The organism is Streptococcus sp. UBA632 (assembly GCF_002300045.1).
GTDB lineage: Bacteria > Bacillota > Bacilli > Lactobacillales > Streptococcaceae > Streptococcus > Streptococcus alactolyticus.
In genome coordinates this window covers 59,537-78,278 of record NZ_DBPA01000019.1, presented here as the reverse complement: position 1 = coordinate 78,278, position 18,742 = coordinate 59,537, and the positions used below count along the sequence as shown (strand labels likewise).

16 protein-coding genes and 2 pseudogenes are annotated in these 18,742 nt (G+C 41.5%); 15 read left to right on the top strand and 3 right to left on the bottom strand.

The features are described from left to right. The first annotated feature begins 557 nt into the window (after positions 1–557). The 9 genes from B3473_RS02560 to B3473_RS02520 all read left to right on the top strand — a co-directional run bounded on the left by B3473_RS02560 (position 558) and on the right by B3473_RS02520 (position 9,594). Positions 558–1,421, top strand: a complete 864-nt coding sequence (locus tag B3473_RS02560) for a GIY-YIG nuclease family protein (RefSeq protein WP_235300331.1) — start codon at positions 558–560, stop codon at positions 1,419–1,421. 84 nt (positions 1,422–1,505) lie between these two features. Then, positions 1,506–2,600, top strand: a complete 1,095-nt coding sequence (locus B3473_RS02555; protein ID WP_293651151.1) for a nucleotidyltransferase — start codon at positions 1,506–1,508, stop codon at positions 2,598–2,600. 219 nt (positions 2,601–2,819) lie between these two features. After that, on the top strand, positions 2,820–3,536 hold the full coding sequence (locus B3473_RS02550) for a YebC/PmpR family DNA-binding transcriptional regulator (protein WP_154454783.1): 717 nt from the start codon (positions 2,820–2,822) through the stop codon (positions 3,534–3,536). 184 nt (positions 3,537–3,720) lie between these two features. Next, a complete protein-coding gene (locus B3473_RS02545) occupies positions 3,721–4,407 on the top strand; it encodes a gamma-glutamyl-gamma-aminobutyrate hydrolase family protein (protein WP_235280842.1) in 687 nt (228 codons plus the stop codon). 116 nt (positions 4,408–4,523) lie between these two features. Continuing rightward, positions 4,524–5,363: an amino acid ABC transporter substrate-binding protein gene (locus tag B3473_RS02540; protein WP_204984316.1), complete on the top strand. Its 840-nt coding sequence runs from the start codon at positions 4,524–4,526 to the stop codon at positions 5,361–5,363. Between the two features lie 109 nt (positions 5,364–5,472). Continuing rightward, a complete protein-coding gene (locus B3473_RS02535; protein ID WP_154454780.1) occupies positions 5,473–6,378 on the top strand; it encodes a MetQ/NlpA family ABC transporter substrate-binding protein in 906 nt (301 codons plus the stop codon). Positions 6,379–6,473: 95 nt separating this feature from the next. Further along, positions 6,474–7,856, top strand: a complete 1,383-nt coding sequence (locus B3473_RS02530) for a M20/M25/M40 family metallo-hydrolase (RefSeq protein WP_154454779.1) — start codon at positions 6,474–6,476, stop codon at positions 7,854–7,856. Continuing rightward, positions 7,837–8,901, top strand: coding sequence for a methionine ABC transporter ATP-binding protein (locus B3473_RS02525; RefSeq protein WP_154454778.1), 1,065 nt, complete (start codon positions 7,837–7,839; stop codon positions 8,899–8,901). Before B3473_RS02530 ends, B3473_RS02525 begins: the two co-directional genes overlap by 20 nt. Next, the gene (locus tag B3473_RS02520) at positions 8,902–9,594 is read left to right on the top strand and encodes a methionine ABC transporter permease (protein WP_168260398.1); all 693 of its coding nucleotides are present in this window, start codon (positions 8,902–8,904) and stop codon (positions 9,592–9,594) included. A 75-nt stretch (positions 9,595–9,669) separates the two neighbouring features. Here the strand turns inward: B3473_RS02520 and brnQ are convergent, their stop codons facing one another. Next, entirely contained in the window at positions 9,670–11,043 is a 1,374-nt protein-coding gene (gene brnQ / locus B3473_RS02515) for a branched-chain amino acid transport system II carrier protein (protein ID WP_154454776.1), read from the bottom strand. Positions 11,044–11,250: 207 nt separating this feature from the next. Here brnQ and sstT point away from each other — a divergent pair, with 207 nt between their 5' ends. The 6 genes and pseudogenes from sstT (at position 11,251) to B3473_RS02490 (ending at position 16,629) form a co-directional block, all read left to right on the top strand. Then, on the top strand, positions 11,251–12,471 hold the full coding sequence (sstT, locus tag B3473_RS02510) for a serine/threonine transporter SstT (protein WP_293651149.1): 1,221 nt from the start codon (positions 11,251–11,253) through the stop codon (positions 12,469–12,471). Positions 12,472–12,624: 153 nt separating this feature from the next. Continuing rightward, positions 12,625–13,473 carry an SAM hydrolase/SAM-dependent halogenase family protein gene (locus tag B3473_RS02505; RefSeq protein ID WP_264879481.1) on the top strand — a complete coding sequence of 283 codons (849 nt, stop codon included), beginning with the start codon at positions 12,625–12,627 and terminating at the stop codon, positions 13,471–13,473. 3 nt (positions 13,474–13,476) lie between these two features. Beyond that, positions 13,477–14,025: an ECF-type riboflavin transporter substrate-binding protein gene (locus B3473_RS02500; protein WP_154454773.1), complete on the top strand. Its 549-nt coding sequence runs from the start codon at positions 13,477–13,479 to the stop codon at positions 14,023–14,025. 100 nt (positions 14,026–14,125) lie between these two features. After that, positions 14,126–14,971: pseudogene (locus tag B3473_RS07340) on the top strand (DUF3744 domain-containing protein); the annotation flags it as partial. A gap of 33 nt (positions 14,972–15,004) precedes the next feature. Continuing rightward, positions 15,005–15,802: pseudogene (locus B3473_RS07335) on the top strand (energy-coupling factor ABC transporter ATP-binding protein); the annotation flags it as partial. After that, positions 15,799–16,629: an energy-coupling factor transporter transmembrane component T family protein gene (locus B3473_RS02490; RefSeq protein WP_154454771.1), complete on the top strand. Its 831-nt coding sequence runs from the start codon at positions 15,799–15,801 to the stop codon at positions 16,627–16,629. The pseudogene B3473_RS07335 and the gene B3473_RS02490, both read left to right, overlap by 4 nt. A 49-nt stretch (positions 16,630–16,678) precedes the next feature. Here B3473_RS02490 and ktrA read toward each other — a convergent pair whose 3' ends face one another. Next, complete coding sequence (gene ktrA, locus B3473_RS02485; RefSeq protein ID WP_154454770.1) at positions 16,679–17,350, bottom strand: potassium uptake transporter gating subunit KtrA; 672 nt, start codon at positions 17,348–17,350, stop codon at positions 16,679–16,681. Positions 17,351–17,361: 11 nt separating this feature from the next. Next, on the bottom strand, positions 17,362–18,738 hold the full coding sequence (locus B3473_RS02480; protein WP_235280844.1) for a TrkH family potassium uptake protein: 1,377 nt from the start codon (positions 18,736–18,738) through the stop codon (positions 17,362–17,364). Positions 18,739–18,742 lie beyond the last annotated feature (4 nt).

The window sequence follows — 18,742 nt, the reverse complement described above, 5'->3', positions numbered from 1 at the left end:
GAAAAATTTCAAGAAATTGTTGAATGGGTCAGGGAGAATGGCAAAGAACCGACCAAGTCGCGTAATATGAAAGAACGAAAATTATATTCACGACTCAAAGGCATTCGAAATAAACCTGAAGACTGGTCAAAATACCTAAACTATGATGTTTTTGGATTACTGAAAAAGTAATCTTTTGACAGATGATTATCATTTTGATACACTGAGACTACAAAAAAGGAGCTAGATAATTATCCAGCTCCATCGTAGAGCCATTTCGGTGATTTACAGTTTTAAGTACAAAATACCGTCAGCTGTCCCAAAGCAATGACGGTATTTTATTTGTCTTTAAGTGTTATGATGACTATTACTAAGCCAATCAAGTCTACAAGAAACTTGCAAAAGCAATCATGACTAGTAGTGCATCAGCAACAGACAAAAATGTTCCTCTTTTCCAACAGATTTTGTGTCTATTATCATAGGCACCACCTCCTAGGAAGTATTGGAACCACCGTCGTAGCTTCTCTACACTGAATAATTCGATTTTTAGTTTGAAAATCTATTAGAAGGAGGATTTTATGTTCGATGATTTAGATGATATTTTATCTGATGACAGCCTTTTTGAAGGTCTAGAATTAGATAGTAAACTTTTTGATTCAAAAAGATATAAAAGAACTGTTAGTGTCAAAACCAAGTCTCATCAGCGTAAATCTATGGGAAATCATTTTAGTTATTATAAAAATCTTTTTATGGCTGTTAGGGCTGATTTGGCAGATGGTAGTCGTCAAATACGTAATATTTCAGATGTTGAAATTAGTCAAAAGAGTCCGATTAAACAAGGAAATTTCTATATTGATAATGGTGTAATGCTGTACGTGGATAAAATTTATAATCCTGAGACAGGTCAAGAAGTATCAGAAAGTACAGACAGAAAGTACAAAGTTCATACAGTGTATGAAAATGGTACTGAAAACTTTATTTGGCTTCTTAGTTTAGTATCTTCTCTTTATGATAAAAAAAGAAATGGTCGTTTGGTAACTGAAAAAATCGAAGATTTGGAGATTATGGGTGAGAAGCATATCACGACAGGATATATTTATGTTGTTAAGTATGCTGGAAAAGATGAACGTTTCTTAAAAATGGAAAATCTTTATAAGATTGGCTACGCAAAAGATATTACAAAGAGATTATCGAATACTGAAAATGAATCAACGTATTTATACTCACCTGTAAAATTAGTTACAAGTTATGAAATTCAGAATATAGATGCCAGAAAAGTTGAAACTTACCTGCATCATGCTCTGGCTGATAAGCGTTTAGAGCTTTCTCTTATATCAGCATCAGGAAAAGAAATTACAGTCAATGAATGGTTTGCTGTCAGTTTGGACGAAGTATCAAAATTAGTTCAAGAAATGGTTGTTCAGCTTCAAATGGACAATTAACAAATCGATATTTTTAGTGTTTCTCATTATACCTAAGTATGCTATAATAGTAGAACTGTTAAAATCGTAGTTTAGGAGCACAACATGACTATCACTGGTATCGTTGCTGAGTTTAATCCTTTTCATAATGGACATTGTTATTTGCTGTCACAGGCTGAGGGTTTGAAGATTGTTGCCATGTCTGGGAATTTTGTGCAGCGTGGCGAGCCTGCGGTTGTGGACAAATGGACGCGCGCGGAAATGGCTCTGAAATGTGGTGCTGATTTGGTGGTTGAGCTGCCATTTTTGGTGGCTGTTCAGTCAGCGGACTACTTTGCGCAGGGTGCGGTGGACATTTTAGAGCGCCTTGGTGTGGATAACTTAGCATTTGGAACGGAAGAAAATCTGGATTATCAACACTTTTCACAGATTTATGCGGATAATCAACAGAAAATGGTGGATTACTTGCAAAATTTGCCAGATAATTTGTCTTATCCACAGAAAACGCAGAAAATGTGGGAGACATTTGCTGGTGTCAACTTCACAGGCAACACGCCAAATCATATTTTGGGGCTTTCTTATGCCAAAGCTTGCGTAGGAAAATCAATCAATCTTAGCCCAATCATGCGTCAGGGAGCTGGTTATCACTCGCTTGAGACAGATGTCGCATTTGCTTCCGCGACAAATCTGCGTATCCACAGACAAGACAAGGATTTTGTGGATAAATTCATGCCGCAAGCTGACCTTTTCCTAGGCGCCCCTCAAGTGACTTGGGAGAATTATTTCCAATTGCTCAAGTACCAAATCGTGACAAATCCTGATTTGACAGGGGTTTTCCAGGTAAATGAAGAGTTAGCCAGCCGTATCCGCTCTGCTATTCGGAGCGTAGCGACTGTGGACGAATTGGTGGATAAAGTCGCCACAAAACGCTACACGAAGGCTCGAATCCGCCGCATTTTGGCTTATATCTTGGTCGGAGCTGTGGAAAAGCCATTGCCAGAAGCGGTACATGTGCTCGGATTTACCGAAAAAGGGCAAAAACACCTTAAAACGGTGAAAAAGTCTGTGGATATCGTCGCTCGAATCGGTGCCAAACCGTGGGATGCGGTGACGCAACAAGCTGACCAAGTCTATCAGCTTGGAAATCCACAACTTCAAGAACAAACTTGGGGAAAAGTGCCGATTAGAATCGAGAAATAAGCGCTTACAAAATAAATAAAAAGACTGAGCTTTTGTTGAGCTCAGTTTTCTCTTCTAATTTTCCATCCCCATTTTACACAGCCTTGTCAAAGTGCTATAATAAAAAGGATTACGAATTTAGCTTTTGCTAGTTCAGTAGTTTGATATTTGGCTATTTTGTAGCCAATCATTAATTAACTATGCTAAAACAAATAATAATCTTTACAAAGGAGAATACCCATGGGACGTAAGTGGGCCAATATTGTTGCCAAAAAAACTGCCAAAGATGGTGCTAACTCAAAAGTTTACGCTAAATTTGGTGTTGAAATCTATGTTGCTGCTAAAAAAGGTGAACCAGATCCAGAATCAAACTCAGCTTTGAAATTTGTACTTGAGCGTGCAAAACAAGCCCAAGTGCCAAAACACGTTATCGACCGCGCCATTGATAAAGCAAAAGGTAATACAGACGAAACCTTCGTTGAAGGACGTTACGAAGGCTTTGGACCAAATGGTTCAATGATTATCGTAGACACTTTGACAAGTAACGTTAACCGTACAGCTGCTAACCTCCGTTCAGCATTTGGTAAAAACGGTGGTAACATGGGAGCAGCAGGTTCTGTATCATACCTTTTTGACAAAAAAGGGGTTATCGTGTTTGACGGTGACGATGCCGATGCTGTTTTTGAACAATTGCTTGAAGCAGACGTTGACGTTGAGGATGTTGAAGCAGAGGATGGTGTGGTAACAGTTTACACAGCACCAACTGACCTTCACAAAGGTATCGAAGCTTTGCGTGCCAACGGTATTGACGAATTCAAAGTGACTGAGCTTGAAATGATTCCACAATCAGAAGTCACTCTTGATGGTGAAGACCTTGAAGTCTTTGAAAAACTAATTGACGTTCTTGAAGATGACGAGGACGTGCAAAAAGTTTACCACAACGTTGCTGATTTTTAATCTATACACCACAAACACCACAAAAGATAGTCAGTTCTTATTACTGACTGTCTTTTTCGTTTTGAGTGATAGCTTTCTGTTATCTGAGTGATAATAAAAATCTATTGGAAAAGCGTGGCGTTTTGGTCTAAAATAGGGTTATTGTAATGAGCGAATCTCAAATAAAGGAAGGAGAGGATGTTAAATGAAGCAAGTCATTGTTGGGATTACAGGAAATGAAAAAGAAATACCAGAGATGTCAGGCATTCGTTTTGATACGGTGTCGCGTCATTTATCTGAAGGCGTTACCGCTGCTGGTGGCGTTCCTGTTATCATTCCAGTTGGGAGCCCAGCTCTTGCTAAAGCTTACATTGATATGATTGATAAGCTGATTTTATCTGGCGGTCAAAATGTGACACCAGCATTTTACGGTGAAGAAAAGACTATCGACAGTGACGATTACTTTTTGGAACGTGATGAATTTGAATTGGCTTTGATTAAAGAAGCCTTGCGTCAAAGAAAACCTATTTTTGCGGTTTGCCGAGGCATGCAGCTGCTAAATGTAGCATTAGGCGGTACCTTGAATCAAAACATAGACAATCATTGGCAAGAAGACGTTGAAGGTACCTCACATGAAGTGTCAGTTGTTCCCAACAGTCGTGTGAGCCATTTGGTCAAATCAGGTGCTTGGATTAATTCCTTTCATCGCCAAAGCGTTAAAGAGTTGGCACCTGACTTGGTTGCGACGGCGCGTGATACACGTGATGGCACGATTGAAGCTTATGAAAGCAAGAAAGGTGCTCCCATTTTAGGCATTCAGTGGCATCCTGAGTTGTTGCTAGACAGAACGGAGAGCCGCAACTTATTTCATTATTTGGTTCAAACATTATAAGTACAAAGCTGATGAAGGCGGCTTTTTCTTATTTTTCTTGCAATCAAATCAATTGTTATCTAGCGAGAGTGGTGTTAAGATAAAAGCGTCTTAAAAAAGGAAAGGAAGTTATGGATATGACATTTTGGAAAAAAGCATTAGGTGTGACAAGTGTGGTTTTGGCCTCAAGCCTTGTTTTAGCGGCTTGCTCGTCACAATCATCCTCTAAAAAATCAAGCGGTAAAGAAGAAGTGGTCTTTGCGACTGTCGGAACAACGGCCCCATTCTCATATGAAGACAACGGAGAATTGACAGGATACGATATCGAAGTTGCCAAAGCGGTCTTTAAGGATTCTGACAAATACAAGGTCACTTTCAAGAAAACCGAGTGGGCATCTATTTTTACAGGGATTGACTCAGGCAAATACCAAATGGCTGGTAACAATATCAGCTACACTAAAGAACGTGCCAATAAGTACCTCTTCTCTTACCCTATCGGCTCAACCCCATCTGTTTTAGTTGTGCCAAATGATAGTAAAATCACCTCTTACGATGATATTGGTGGTCACTCAACCCAAGTGGTTCAAGGGACAACAACTGCTGCACAATTGGAAAAATACAACCAAGAACACAGTAACGACACCGTTGACATCAATTATACTAACGAAAACATTACTCAAATGTTGACTAACTTGAACGATGGCAAGTATGACTTCAAGATTTTTGACGCCCCAACAGTTAATACAGTTATCAAAAACCAACAATTAACAAACTTGAAGACCATTGATTTGAAATCAGATGACCAACCTTACATCTACTTCATTTTCGGTGATGACCAAAAAGACTTGCAAACTTACGTCAACAAACGTCTTAAAACCTTACAAGAAAATGGTACCTTGTCTAAATTGGCAGAACAATACCTTGGTGGCGACTACACTCCAAGTGCAGATGATTTGAAATTGCCAACCTCTCATTAAAATGTGGTTATAGTTTTAAACTATAAAGAATACTTGTTAATAACAATTTGAAACCTATATCCAAATAGGATACAATAAAATCACTTAGTAAATGAAAGAGGATATAGATATGAAATTGAAAAAGATATTTGGATTAGCAGGTGTGATTGCAGCATCAACAGTTTTATTGGCAGCTTGCGGAGGCAACTCAAAATCAGCATCAGATGACTCAACACTTAAAGTTGGAATCATGACATTGGATGATAGCACAGAACCTGTTTGGGATGAAATCACAGAATTGGCTGAAAAGAAAGGTGTTAAAATCAAATTGGTTGAGTTTACAGATTACAACCAACCAAACGAAGCCCTTCAAAATGGGGAAATTGATGTCAACGCCTTCCAACACAAATATTTCTTGAGTAACTGGAACAAAGAAAATGACGGCACTATCGTTGAAGTAGCTGATACCTTTCTTAGCCCAATCCGTTTGTTCTCAGGAACAAAAAATAACGGTGATGCTAAGTACACAGATGTTGTAGATATTCCAGATAAAGCGACTATCTCAGTGCCAAACGATGCGTCAAACGAAAGCCGTGCCCTTTACTTGCTTCAATCAGCTGGTTTGATTAAATTGGATGTTTCAGGTAATGAGTTGGCAACTATCAAAAACATTTCATCAAATCCAAAGAATTTGGATATCAAAGAAGTGGATGCTGCACAAACAGCTTCAACACTTAACTCAGTAGATGCGGCAGTTATCAACAACTCTTATGCCCAATCTGCAAATGTTAACTATGATACAACTCTTTACACAGAACCAATCGATGATAATTCAGACCAATGGATTAACGTGATTGCAGCCCAAAAAGATTGGAAGAAATCAGACAAGGCTGACGCCATTGAAACTTTGGTATCTGTTTATCAAACAGATGAAGTTGGTAAGGAAATCGAAAAAGCATCAAACGGTATCGATATTCCTGCTTGGAAAGGTGCTAAAACATCATCAACTTCTGAATCGTCATCATCAAATGAATGAGCCAAAAGATAAGAATCAGGTGTGTTCTTAACACACCGATTTTCTTTGTAGGCGGTATTTCTGAGTAAAATGTGAGCGTTGTGAAAGGTAGCAAAATGGTCGTAAACGAAAATGAGCAATTAGAAAAATTTTATCAAGATGAACTCACACAGTATTATTTTGAAGCGCTGGGGCGTTTGATTGCCAAAAAATCCATCTTCGCTCAACAGATTGGTTTGGCTGAGGTTGCGGGTGAGTTGGGGCAGTTGTTTACAGAAGCTGGTGCTGAGGTGACAATTGACGATATCTGTACGGCACCGCTGGTTTTGGCTCGATTTAAGAGTAGTCATCCTGAAGCTAAAACCATCATTTTTTACAATCATTATGATACGGTGCCTGCTGATGATGACCAACCGTGGACATCCAATCCATTTGAATTGACGGTTCGTGATGGGTATATGTACGGTCGCGGTGTGGATGATGACAAAGGACACATTACCGCGCGTTTGACTGCCGTTCAAAAGTACCGTCGTCAGCACGGTGATTTACCTGTCAATGTGATTTTTCTCATGGAAGGGGCAGAAGAATCGGCTTCTGTTGGTTTAGAAACGTACCTGGAAAAATATGCTGATGAATTGCGTGGTGCGGATTTGTTGGTTTGGGAACAAGGCATTTCAAATGCTAAAGGACAAATCGAGATTTCAGGTGGAACCAAGGGCATTGTGACCTTTGATATGGTCGTGGATTCAGCGAAAATTGATATTCATTCGAAATTTGGTGCGGTGATTGATACAGCAACGTGGTACTTGCTCAAGGCGATTACATCCTTACGAGATGATGAGGGACGCTTGCTAGTGGATGGCATTTACGACCAGGTGACACCGCCAAATGAACGAGAGTGGCAATTGGCTTTGGAGCACGCTAATTTAGACCCTGAGCGTTTGCAGGACTTGTATGGATTGACCTTGCCGCTATTGACCAAAGATACAGAATCATTAGTGAAAACCGTCTTTTTTGAGCCTGCTATTACCATTGAAGGCATAACGTCAGGCTATCAAGGGCAAGGGGTTAAAACGATTTTACCATCAAAAGCAAGATCTAAGATGGAAGTTCGCTTGGTACCTGGCTTGGATCCAAAAGAAACCCTTGCTCACATTAGAAAGCATTTGGACAAACACGGTTTTGAACAAGTGGAATTGATTTACACCTTGGGTGAAAAGGCTTATCGTAGCGATATGTCAGACCCTGCTATTTTAAATGTCATCGAGATTGCCAAGGCATTTTCACCAAATGGAGTATCTGTCTTGCCAACCACTGCGGGAACAGGCCCAATGCACCAAATCTTTGAAGCCTTGGAAGTTCCAATTGCGGCATTTGGAATTGGTAATCCAAATAGTAGCGACCATGCTGGCGATGAAAATGTAAAATTAGCTGATTACTACACCCACATTGAGATGATTGAGGAGTTAATTAAGAGTTATGACAAAACCCATTATTAAACTAGAAAATATTGACATTACCTTTTATCAGAAAAGACGCACCATTGAAGCGGTGAAAGACGTTTCTATCACGATTAACAAGGGCAATATCTATGGTATCGTTGGGTATTCAGGTGCAGGAAAATCGACTTTAGTGCGTACGATTAACCTGCTACAACCACCAACGTCTGGTACAATTACCATTGGAGATGATGTGACCTTTTCAGATGGTCAGGTGCAGTTAAAAGGAGCTAAATTACGCCAAAAACGCCAAAAAATTGGAATGATTTTCCAACATTTCAATTTGATGTCTCAAAAAACGGCGCGTCAAAATGTGGCTTTTGCCCTTAGACATTCATCTTTGTCTAAAGAAGAAAAAGACAAAAAAGTGTCGGAATTGTTGGAGTTGGTCGGCTTGTCAGAGCGTGCGGAGAATTACCCGTCACAATTATCGGGTGGTCAAAAACAGCGTGTGGCGATTGCGCGTGCCTTGGCAAATGACCCTGAAATCTTGATTTCAGACGAATCAACCTCGGCCTTAGACCCTAAAACCACCAAGCAAATTTTGACCTTGTTGCAAGATTTGAACCAAAAATTGGGCTTGACGGTTGTGATGATTACGCACGAAATGCAAATTGTGAAAGACATTTGCCACCGTGTTGCCGTGATGCAAAATGGGCATTTGATTGAAGAGGGTTCTGTTTTGGACATTTTTACTAGTCCAAAAGAAGCTTTGACCCAAGAATTTATCAAAACGGCTACGGGCATTGATGAAGCTTTGGTGAAAATCGAAAAACAAGACTTCATCCAAACCTTGCCAAAAAATGATTTATTGGTGCAATTAAAATACTCAGGAAGGTCAACTGATGAGCCTATCCTTAATCAAATTTACAAAGAGTTTGAAGTAACGGCAAATATCCTTTATGGGAATATCGAAATCTTGGCGGATACTCCAGTGGGTGAGATGATTGTGGTCTTATCAGGTGAGCCTGATGCCCTTATGGGAGCCCAAAAAGCGATTGTAAAAGCTGGAATTGATTTGACTGTTTTGAAACGAGGTGCTTAAATGACAGAATGGATTGAAACCTACTTACCAAATGTTTACCGCATTGGCTGGGAGGGAACGAATTCTTGGCCAGACGCGATTTACGCGACCCTTTACATGACAAGTATTTCTTTTGTCGTGGGTGGGCTTTTAGGATTGATTGTTGGCTTGTTTTTGGTGTTAACAGGACCCAATGGGGTCATCGAAAACAAGGTGGCATTTCAAATTCTAGATAAAATCACATCTGTTTTCCGTGCCATTCCGTTCATTATTTTGCTAGCGATTATTGCCCCAGTGACTTACTGGATTGTAGGGACAAACCTTGGTATGACAGCTGCTTTAGTACCTCTATCAGCAGCGACCTTTCCTTTCTTTGCTCGTCAGGTACAGGTGGTCTTGGCTGAACTTGACCAAGGGGTGATTGAAGCTGCTCAGGCCTCAGGAGCAACTCTTTGGGATATTATTAAGGTTTACCTAAGCGAAGGGTTGCCAGACCTTATTCGCGTGTCAACAGTGACCTTGATTTCACTTGTCGGAGAAACGGCTATGGCTGGTGCTATCGGTGCTGGAGGACTTGGTTACATTGCCATTTACTATGGTTACAACCGTTCAAATACCGATGTGACCTTGGTGGCAACCTTACTCATTCTCATTTTGATTTTCTTGATTCAATTTATCGGAGATTTCCTGACCAATAAATTAAGCCACAAATAAAAAGAAGGTGCTTGGCATCTTCTTTTTTGATGCACACAAAAACACCCAAGCGCCTTTAGCTTGGGTGTTAGCAGGTTAATTTTTTTGAACTCTTTGAACGATGACGCCAAGGATAAATCCAACGACGGCAAAGCTAATCCAACCCATTGAGAATTGACCAAGTGGGACAACGCTGGTAAAGAAGTATACCACTCCGTTTGGTAGGTTAAACAAACCAGTCATGGCTGAAAGGGTAGATAAAGCATCGTAAAGAGCAGGAATCATGGTGAATGCGATTGTCAAGCGATAGACAATCGGGCTATTTTGGAAGAATTTAGAGCAAAGCACCAAGAGAACGATAGCGATTGTTAATGGGTAAAGAAGGTAAAGCACAGGGAGTGACCATTTGATGAGTTCAGATAAGCCACCGAAGTAAAAGACTAAAGCAATCAAGGTAAAGATGGTTGCCCAGCTAACGTGCGATACTTTTGGTTGCAATTTATGGAAGTACTCCGCACAAGCTGTGATAAGTCCTGTTGCTGTTGTCAAACAAGCTAGGAAAATAGCCAAGGCTAATACCACTTGTCCGATATTACCAAGGTAAAAATGCGCTGACTGACTAAGAACATTTCCACCGTCAACAGGGGCACCGTTAAGCATGAATTGACCATCAGTAAAGCTAAAAAGGCTTTGTGATGTTGCCCCGATGCGTGCCACAAAGATGTAGATAAGTGCCAAAAGAACAGTAGCAATGATACCTGATTTGAAGGTTAGTCCAGCGACTTCAGATTGAGTCTTAGCACCGTGTTGCTTGCTGGCATCAATAACGATAATGGCAAAGGCTAGTGAAGCAAGGGCGTCCATGGTACCGTAACCTTGGATAAGTCCAGCGACAAATGGCACATCTTTGAAAGCATTGCTGATGTCATTAGCTGCATTGTGAGCTACTCCAATATCACCAGCTGGTTTGATAAAGGAAGCCACCACCAAAACAGCAATGATAATCAAAAGAGCAGGCGTCAAATATTTCCCAATACGGTCTGCGATTTTGCTTGGTCTGATCGCCAAGAGGTAAGATAAACCAAAGAAGAGCAAACCATAAACGATTTTGGCAATGAGATTGTCACCAAAGATGGGTTGGATACCAACTGAGAATGATGTTGCCCCCGTTCTTGGAATAGCAAAGAAGGGACCAATTGAAAGGTAAAGGGCAATTGAAAAGAGCAGGGCATAGCGTTTTGAAACAGGTCGAACGAAGTCCTCCACGTCACTCGCCCCAGAGCGTGCAACAGCCACCACACCCAGCAATGGCAAAGTAACTCCAGTCAAGCAAAAGCCGATAATGGCAAGCGCCAAATTGCTTCCAGAGTAAATCCCTAAAAAGGCTGGGTAAATCAAGTTAGCTGCCCCAAAAAACAGAGCAAATAACATAAATCCTATGATGACATAGATATTTTTAAAGGTTTTCATAATCTCCTCCTCGTTAAGAGATATATTAAAGTTGAGACAATTATAATTTAGAGAAATGTCTGACAATTATTATATCGAACGGATTCTTAACCGTCAATAGTCGTGAATTGGCAATTGCAAAATGGGGTATGAGAGGCAAGCATCGTTTGACGAAGCCCTTGTTTTATATTATGATAAGAAAGTTATTTCGTTATGAAGGGAGTTTCTATGAGACATTTTATCAGTGTTTGGAATAGGACCAGTTTAATCAAACGCATTGTCATCGGGGTGGTGCTTGGTTTGCTTTTGGGAATGCTGATTCCTAAGGTGAGTGTCATCGGTCTGTTGGGAGATTTATTTGTTGGTGGTTTGAAAGCTATTGCGCCTTTGCTTGTTTTTGCTTTGGTGGCAAATGCCTTGTCACAACACGAAAGAGGTAAGCGAACCAATATGTCCACCGTTATCGGACTTTATCTGATTGGGACCTTGGCGGCAGCCCTTGTGGCCGTTATGGTCAACTACCTTTTCCCGCTAACTTTGACTTTAGACGGCGTGAGTGATAGCAATTTATCGGCACCAGAAGGGATTGCACAGGTCTTTAAGGACTTGTTGCTCAAGATTGTGGATAACCCTGTGAATGCCGTGGCTTCTGCCAATTACATCGGGGTCTTGGCTTGGGCGGTCATTTTTGGTCTAGCCTTGCGAAATGTCAGCCCACAAACCAAAGAATTGCTTCAAACAACGGCAGAAGTGACGTCACAAGTGGTGCGTTGGATTATCAATTTAGCGCCGTTTGGTATTCTAGGTTTGGTGTTTAAAACCGTTTCTGACAATGGGGTTGGGATTTTGGCCAATTATGGGATGTTGATTGTGACCTTAGTTGGTACCATGCTTTTTGTTGCCTTGGTGGTCAATCCGCTCATCGCCTTTATCATGATTCGTGAAAATCCTTATCCGCTGGTCTTTCGTTGCCTGCGTGAATCGGGCTTGACTGCCTTTTTCACGAGAAGTTCAGCTGCCAACATTCCTGTCAATATGAAACTGTGTGAGGACTTGGGCTTGGATGAGGACACTTATTCGGTTTCTATTCCGCTGGGAGCAACGATTAACATGGCTGGTGCAGCGATTACCATCAATATTTTGACCTTGGCTGCTGTTAATACCTTGGGGATTCATGTTGATTTTCCAACTGCCTTTTTGCTCAGCGTGATATCTGCCATTTCAGCTTGTGGGGCTTCAGGTGTTGCTGGCGGTTCTTTGTTGCTCATTCCCGTTGCTTGTAGCTTATTTGGCATTTCAAATGATATTGCCATGGAAGTTGTCGGCATTGGCTTTATCGTCGGTGTGGTACAAGATTCTTGCGAAACAGCTTTGAATTCATCAACCGACGTTTTATTTACCGCTGTGGCAGAAAAATCCGTTTGGGGCAAAGGAAAAGCCAACCAATAGAAAAAACGAACAATACTGTCTGAGATAGCGCTTATCTCAGGCTTTTTTTGTCTATTTGGCAAATGGCTAGCGCTTCCAAAAGAAAATCTGCTTTAAAATAGCCCTAGTTTATGTTAAAATAAAGCAACATCAAAAAGGAGAAAAAAGACTATTTTGACAAATCATCTACTTGTTTTGCAATCAGATTTTGGTCTGGTTGACGGATCCGTTGCGGCTATGGTTGGGGTAGCTTTGCAAGAAGACCCAACTTTGAAAATCCATAATTTAACGCACGAAATCACTCCTTACAATATTTTTGAAGCCTCTTACCGTTTGTTCCAAACGGTGGAATATTGGCCTGAAGGCACTACTTTTATCTCTGTTGTTGACCCTGGAGTTGGCTCAAAACGTAAAAGTGTGGTGGCTTTGACCGAAAACAATCAATACATCGTGACTCCTGACAACGGTACCTTGACGTACATCAAAACCCATGTGGGTATCAAGGCTATTCGTGAAATTTCAGAAGTCAAAAATAGACGCCAAAACACCGAGTATTCTTACACTTTCCACGGTCGTGATGTCTATGCCTATACAGGTGCTAAATTAGCCAGCGGGCACATCACTTTTGAAGAAGTTGGACCAGAATTGACCGTGGATGCTGTGCTCGAATTGCCTGTTGTTGAAACGGTGATTGGGGACAATTTTGTTTGTGGAGCTGTGGATATCTTGGATGTGCGTTTTGGGTCTTTGTGGACATCTATCAAACGTGAAGATTTCTACACCTTAGAACCTGAATTTGGTGACCGCTTTGAAGTGACCATTTCCAACAACGATATGTTGGTTTATCAAAATCAAGTCACCTATGGCAAATCTTTTGCGGATGTTCGCATTGGTCAGCCAATTCTCTATATCAATTCTCTTTACCGTGTTGGTTTAGCCATTAACCAAGGTTCTTTTGCCAAAGCTTATAATGTCGGTGTGGGTTCAAACTGGCATATCGAAATTAAAAAATTAGGAGGGTAGTTCATGACAAATCAATCAATCAAAACCGTTGTTGCGACAGGAATTGGGGCTGCTTTGTTTATCATCATCGGGACTTTAGTCAACATCCCAACGCCAATTCCAAACACGAATATCCAGCTGCAGTATGCTGTGATTGCCCTCTTTGCGATTATTTATGGTCCAACGGTTGGCTTTTTCTCAGCCTTTATCGGACACGCCCTAAAAGACGCCCTTCAATACGGTTCTCCGTGGTGGACTTGGGCTTTAGTTAGTGGCTTGATTGGACTAGCTATTGGCTTGTTGTCAAAACGCATCAATATTGAGAAAAATCCCTTAACTGCTAAGGATTACGTTTTGTTTAATGTGGTGCAAATTCTTGCGAATGTCGTGGGCTGGGGGATTATCGCACCTTATGGTGACATTTTGATTTACAGCGAACCAGCCAATAAAGTCTTTGCACAAGGATTTTTATCTGCTTTTATCAATAGTTTGACGATTGCTATCGGTGGTTCTTTACTGCTTGCTGTCTATTCACGTACACGGACACAATCAGGCAGTTTGACCAAAGACTAGATGGTCTGACAAGCTATTTTAGCTAACGAAGGAGTGGGGTGCACATTGATGGGTAAAATCATGACAACATCCCACTTTTATTATTTTTTAGGAGAATCATATGAAGCCCTTTATACAATTTAAGGATTTCACGTTTAAATACGATGTTCAAGCGGAGCCAACGTTAAAGGCCATTGACTTGACGATTGAAAAAGGTCAAAAGGTCTTGATTGTAGGTGCTTCAGGGTCAGGCAAATCCACTATTGGTCATTGTTTAAATGGCATTATCCCAAACATTCACCAAGGGGAAAAAATAGGTCAGCTACTTATTGATGGTCAGGATGTTTTTGACCAATCGGTTTATGATAAATCCCGCTTGGTTTCCACTGTGTTGCAGGATCCAGATGGGCAATTTATCGGTTTAACTGTGGCGGAGGACTTGGCTTTTTCACTGGAAAATGACTGTGTGCCTTTGCCAGAAATGCAGTCCAAGGTTCAATCTTGGGCGGAGCGCTTGGATTTGACGGCCTTTTTGCAGCATCGTCCACAAGATTTGTCAGGTGGGCAAAAGCAGCGCGTGAGTTTGGCTGGGGTCTTGATTGACGAAAGTCCGATTTTGCTATTTGACGAACCTTTGGCTAACCTTGACCCCAAGTCTGGTCAGGAAACCATTGATTTGATTGACCGCATTCACAAGGAAGAAGAAGCGACGACTATTATTATCGAGCATCGCTTGGAGGACGTGCTTTACCGACCTGTGGATAAGATTGTCTTGGTCAATGACGGACACATTCTTTTTGACGGCGATCCAGACAGCCTTTTAAAAACGGATTTGCTGATGGAAAATGGGATCCGCGAACCGCTTTACATCACGGCTTTGAAAGATTTGGGTGTGGATATTGAAGCCATGGACAATTTATCACGCATTGCAGATCTCAAACTTCCCCAAATCACCTTGGAGTCGCACGGATTTGCTGACAAGCAGCCAACGAAAGCACCGCTGCTCAGTGTGCAAAACCTAACCTTTGCCTACCAAAAAGACCAGCCAGTGCTAAAAGGAATGATCCTAGATGTCCACAAGGGGGAACGCATTGCCATTGTCGGCAAGAACGGTTCAGGCAAATCAACCCTTGCCAAAGCCATCTGCCAATTTATCACACCAGATGGGGATATTTTCTACCAAGGCCAATCCGTCATGTCTGATTCCATCAAGGAACGTGCTGAAAAGATTGGTTATGTCTTGCAAAATCCCAATCAAATGATTAGCCAAACCATGGTCTTTGACGAAGTAGCACTAGGCCTTCGCCTACGTGGGATTGACGAGGCTAGTGTGGAGCAGCGTGTCCTTGACACCTTGAAAATCTGTGGCTTATTTCCTTTTCGAAAATGGCCTATCTCAGCCTTGTCTTTTGGGCAAAAGAAACGCGTCACCATCGCTTCGGTCCTTGTGATGAATCCAGAAATTCTCTTGCTGGATGAACCAACAGCAGGGCAAGACAAGAAGAATTATACTGAGATTATGACCTTCTTGGACGAATTGAGCCAAGCAGGGCATACGATTATGATGATAACGCATGATATGCAACTGATGCTGGAACATTCAGACCGCAGTGTGGTGATTAGTGATGGGCAGATTATTGCAGATTGTTCCCCAGTCGCCTTATTTAGTCAACCGTCTATTTTAAAACAAGCCAATCTTAAAAAGACCAGCTTATTTAAGCTGGCTGAGGTTTTGGGTGTGGACCCCATTGATTTGACGCATTATTACATTGAACAACAAGGAGGCAATCCGCTATGACAAATCGCCTGATTGGTTTTCAAAGTGGTCGTGGTTTTCTCTACTCCCTGTCAGGTGCCAGCAAACTCATTTTCTTTATTTTGGTTTCTGTTGCCTGCATGACCACTTACGACACCCGTTTGATTTTGGCTATCGGTATTTTTTCGGTTTTACTATTTAAAATGGCGGGCATTCGTTGGCACCAAGTGTCCTTTGTCATCACCTTTGTTGCTGTTTTTGCCTTGTTAAATGTTTTGATGGTTTACCTGTTTGCCCCAGATTACGGGGAAATGATTTACGGTAGCAAGATCATTTTATGGCAAGGCATCGGGCGGTTTAACCTCACGGCTCAGGAACTTTTTTACCTGTTTAATTTGGCCTTGAAGTATTTTTGTACCGTACCGCTGGCCATCTTGTTCTTGATGACCACTCATCCCAGCCAATTTGCCTCTAGTCTTAATCAGATTGGGGTGCCTTATAAAATTGCTTACGCGATTAGCTTGACTTTGCGTTATATTCCTGATGTGCAGGAAGAATTTTACATGATTCGTATGTCACAAGAAGCGCGTGGCTTGGAATTGTCTTCGAAAGAATCACTAGTTAAGCGCATAAAAGGCAACCTGCAAATCGTCATTCCCATTATCTTTAGTTCCCTAGAACGCATTGACACGGTATCGACAGCTATGGCGCTGCGCCGTTTTGGGAAAAATAAAAAACGCACTTGGTACACTTACAAGCAATTAACCAGAGATGATTTTCTAACCATTCTCTTGGCGCTCGTGATTGTTGGAGTGAGCCTTTGGCTCTTTCATCTCAACGGTGGCCGTTTTTACAATCCATGGCACTAAAAAGAATCTTATCATCATGCCCTTTTGGGACTGGTGATAAGATTCTTTTTTATTTCAAATACCCTAAATAATCGAATTTTTCAAAGGTGTTGTCACTAGCGATGGCAACCACTTTGGTATTAGGCTCAAAGACCTCACTAGGATTGATATCGGTATCAAGCGTGGTCAGATTTTTTCTGCGAATACCAATCAAGTTCAAGTCGTATTTGTTGCGTAAATCTAGTTGAATCAGATTTTTACCCACCCAAGAATCTGGAATGGAAAATTCAATCATAGACACCGTATCTTCCAAATGCACGATGTTATCAATGCGGTGGCGGAGCATATTTGAGGAAACGGTTTTTCCCGAATCACGCTCAGGAGTGATGACCTTGGTTGCTCCGATGCCATAAAGCACTTCTTCGTAAGTGGCATTTTTGGCCTTGGCTAAGATGGTTTTGACCCCTAATTTTTTACAATGCATGATGGCTAGGACAGAAGATTCTAAACTAGTTCCTGTCGCAATCACCACCTTGTCACATTGGGCGATGCCCACCGCTTTTAAAAATTCAATATCGGTGATGTCACCAACAGCGGCCTTGCTGACAAATTCTGCCACGTCTTGGACGCTGTTTTCCTTGCAATCCACGGCGATGACGTCTTGTTCAAATTTGCTGAGTTCTTCAGCGACTGTGCGACCAAAAATCCCTAAACCAAGGACACCAATAATTTTTTTCGTCATAGTTTTTCCTTCTATCCCATATTTATCGTTGTTTGTGCGTAATGAATATCTTTTCTCTTACGTTGCAAGAGGCTCAACAGAACCGTGATGGGACCGACACGCCCCACAAACATTAGCACCATGATGACAATGCGTCCCCCAGTTGACAATTGCGGGGTTAAATCCATTGACACCCCCACTGTCGCAATAGCAGAAATAGCTTCAAACAGTAGGGCTAAAGGATTGTGATGAGGTTCAAAGAGCAAGAGTGCCATGTAACCTACCGTCAAAATGGTGAAAAAGAAAATCAAGATGGTAAAGGTCTGTTTGATGACCTTGTTGGCAATGACGCGATTGCGGAAGGTCACTTCAGTTTGCCCTGTTAATTCTGCCTTAAAGAGCAAGAACGTAATAGCAGCTGCAGTGACCTTGACCCCACCAGCCGTACCGCCAGGAGCACCACCGATAATCATTTGAAGCATATACAAGACATTGGTAACAGGATGCGTATCGACATAAGAAATGGTTGAAAAACCAGCCGTTCTCATAGTAACGGATTGGAAGAAAGATACCATCCATTGTTGGAAAATATTGTAATGCCCGATGGTCTTTGGGTTTTTGTATTCCATGAGCCAGCTCAAGACGGTACCCAGTAGCAAAACAATCCCTGTTGTTGCTAAAACCAGCCGTGTTTGATTGCTCAAAGAACGTGAAAAAGTCGTGAAACGATAAGGCTTGTCAGTCAAAAAGCGTTTGACGGCATCTCTCAAATCCAGCCAAACCGCAAACCCAATCCCACCTGAGAAAATCAAAATAGCAAGGACTATATTGATCAAAGGGTTGAGAACAAAAGGTCTTAGACTAGCATCACCGAGGTTGTCAAAACCGGCATTACAAAAGGCGGAAACTGATAAAAAGATGGCATTGAAGATCCCATGTCCCACCCCAAAACGAGGAATGAAGTCAAATAGCAAGACCACCGCCATTGCCAACTCAAACACTAAGGTTAATTTATAAGCGCTAAACAAATATTGCCGCAAGTTATTGCTGTTGTCATAGTTCAGTGCAGATTGCAGCAAATGCTGCTCAGACAAATTCATGCGACGGCGCATGAGGTAAAGACTGACAGAAATTAAGGTCACCAAGCCTAAACCACCAATTTGCATGAGCAATATCACAATCACTTGCCCTAAACCATTATAAACAGAGGCTACGGGAAAGACCGATAGCCCTGTCACGCAAACCATGGATACAACATTGAATAAATGGTCAAGATAGGTCGTTGCAGGTGCGTCTGGATAATGCGTGATAGGCATAGAGAGCAAAAGGCTCCCGATAATAATAACAATAATAAAACTAAACGTTAACCGTTGTATGCTTGTTAAGGATTTAAAAAACGTAATCACCATTCAT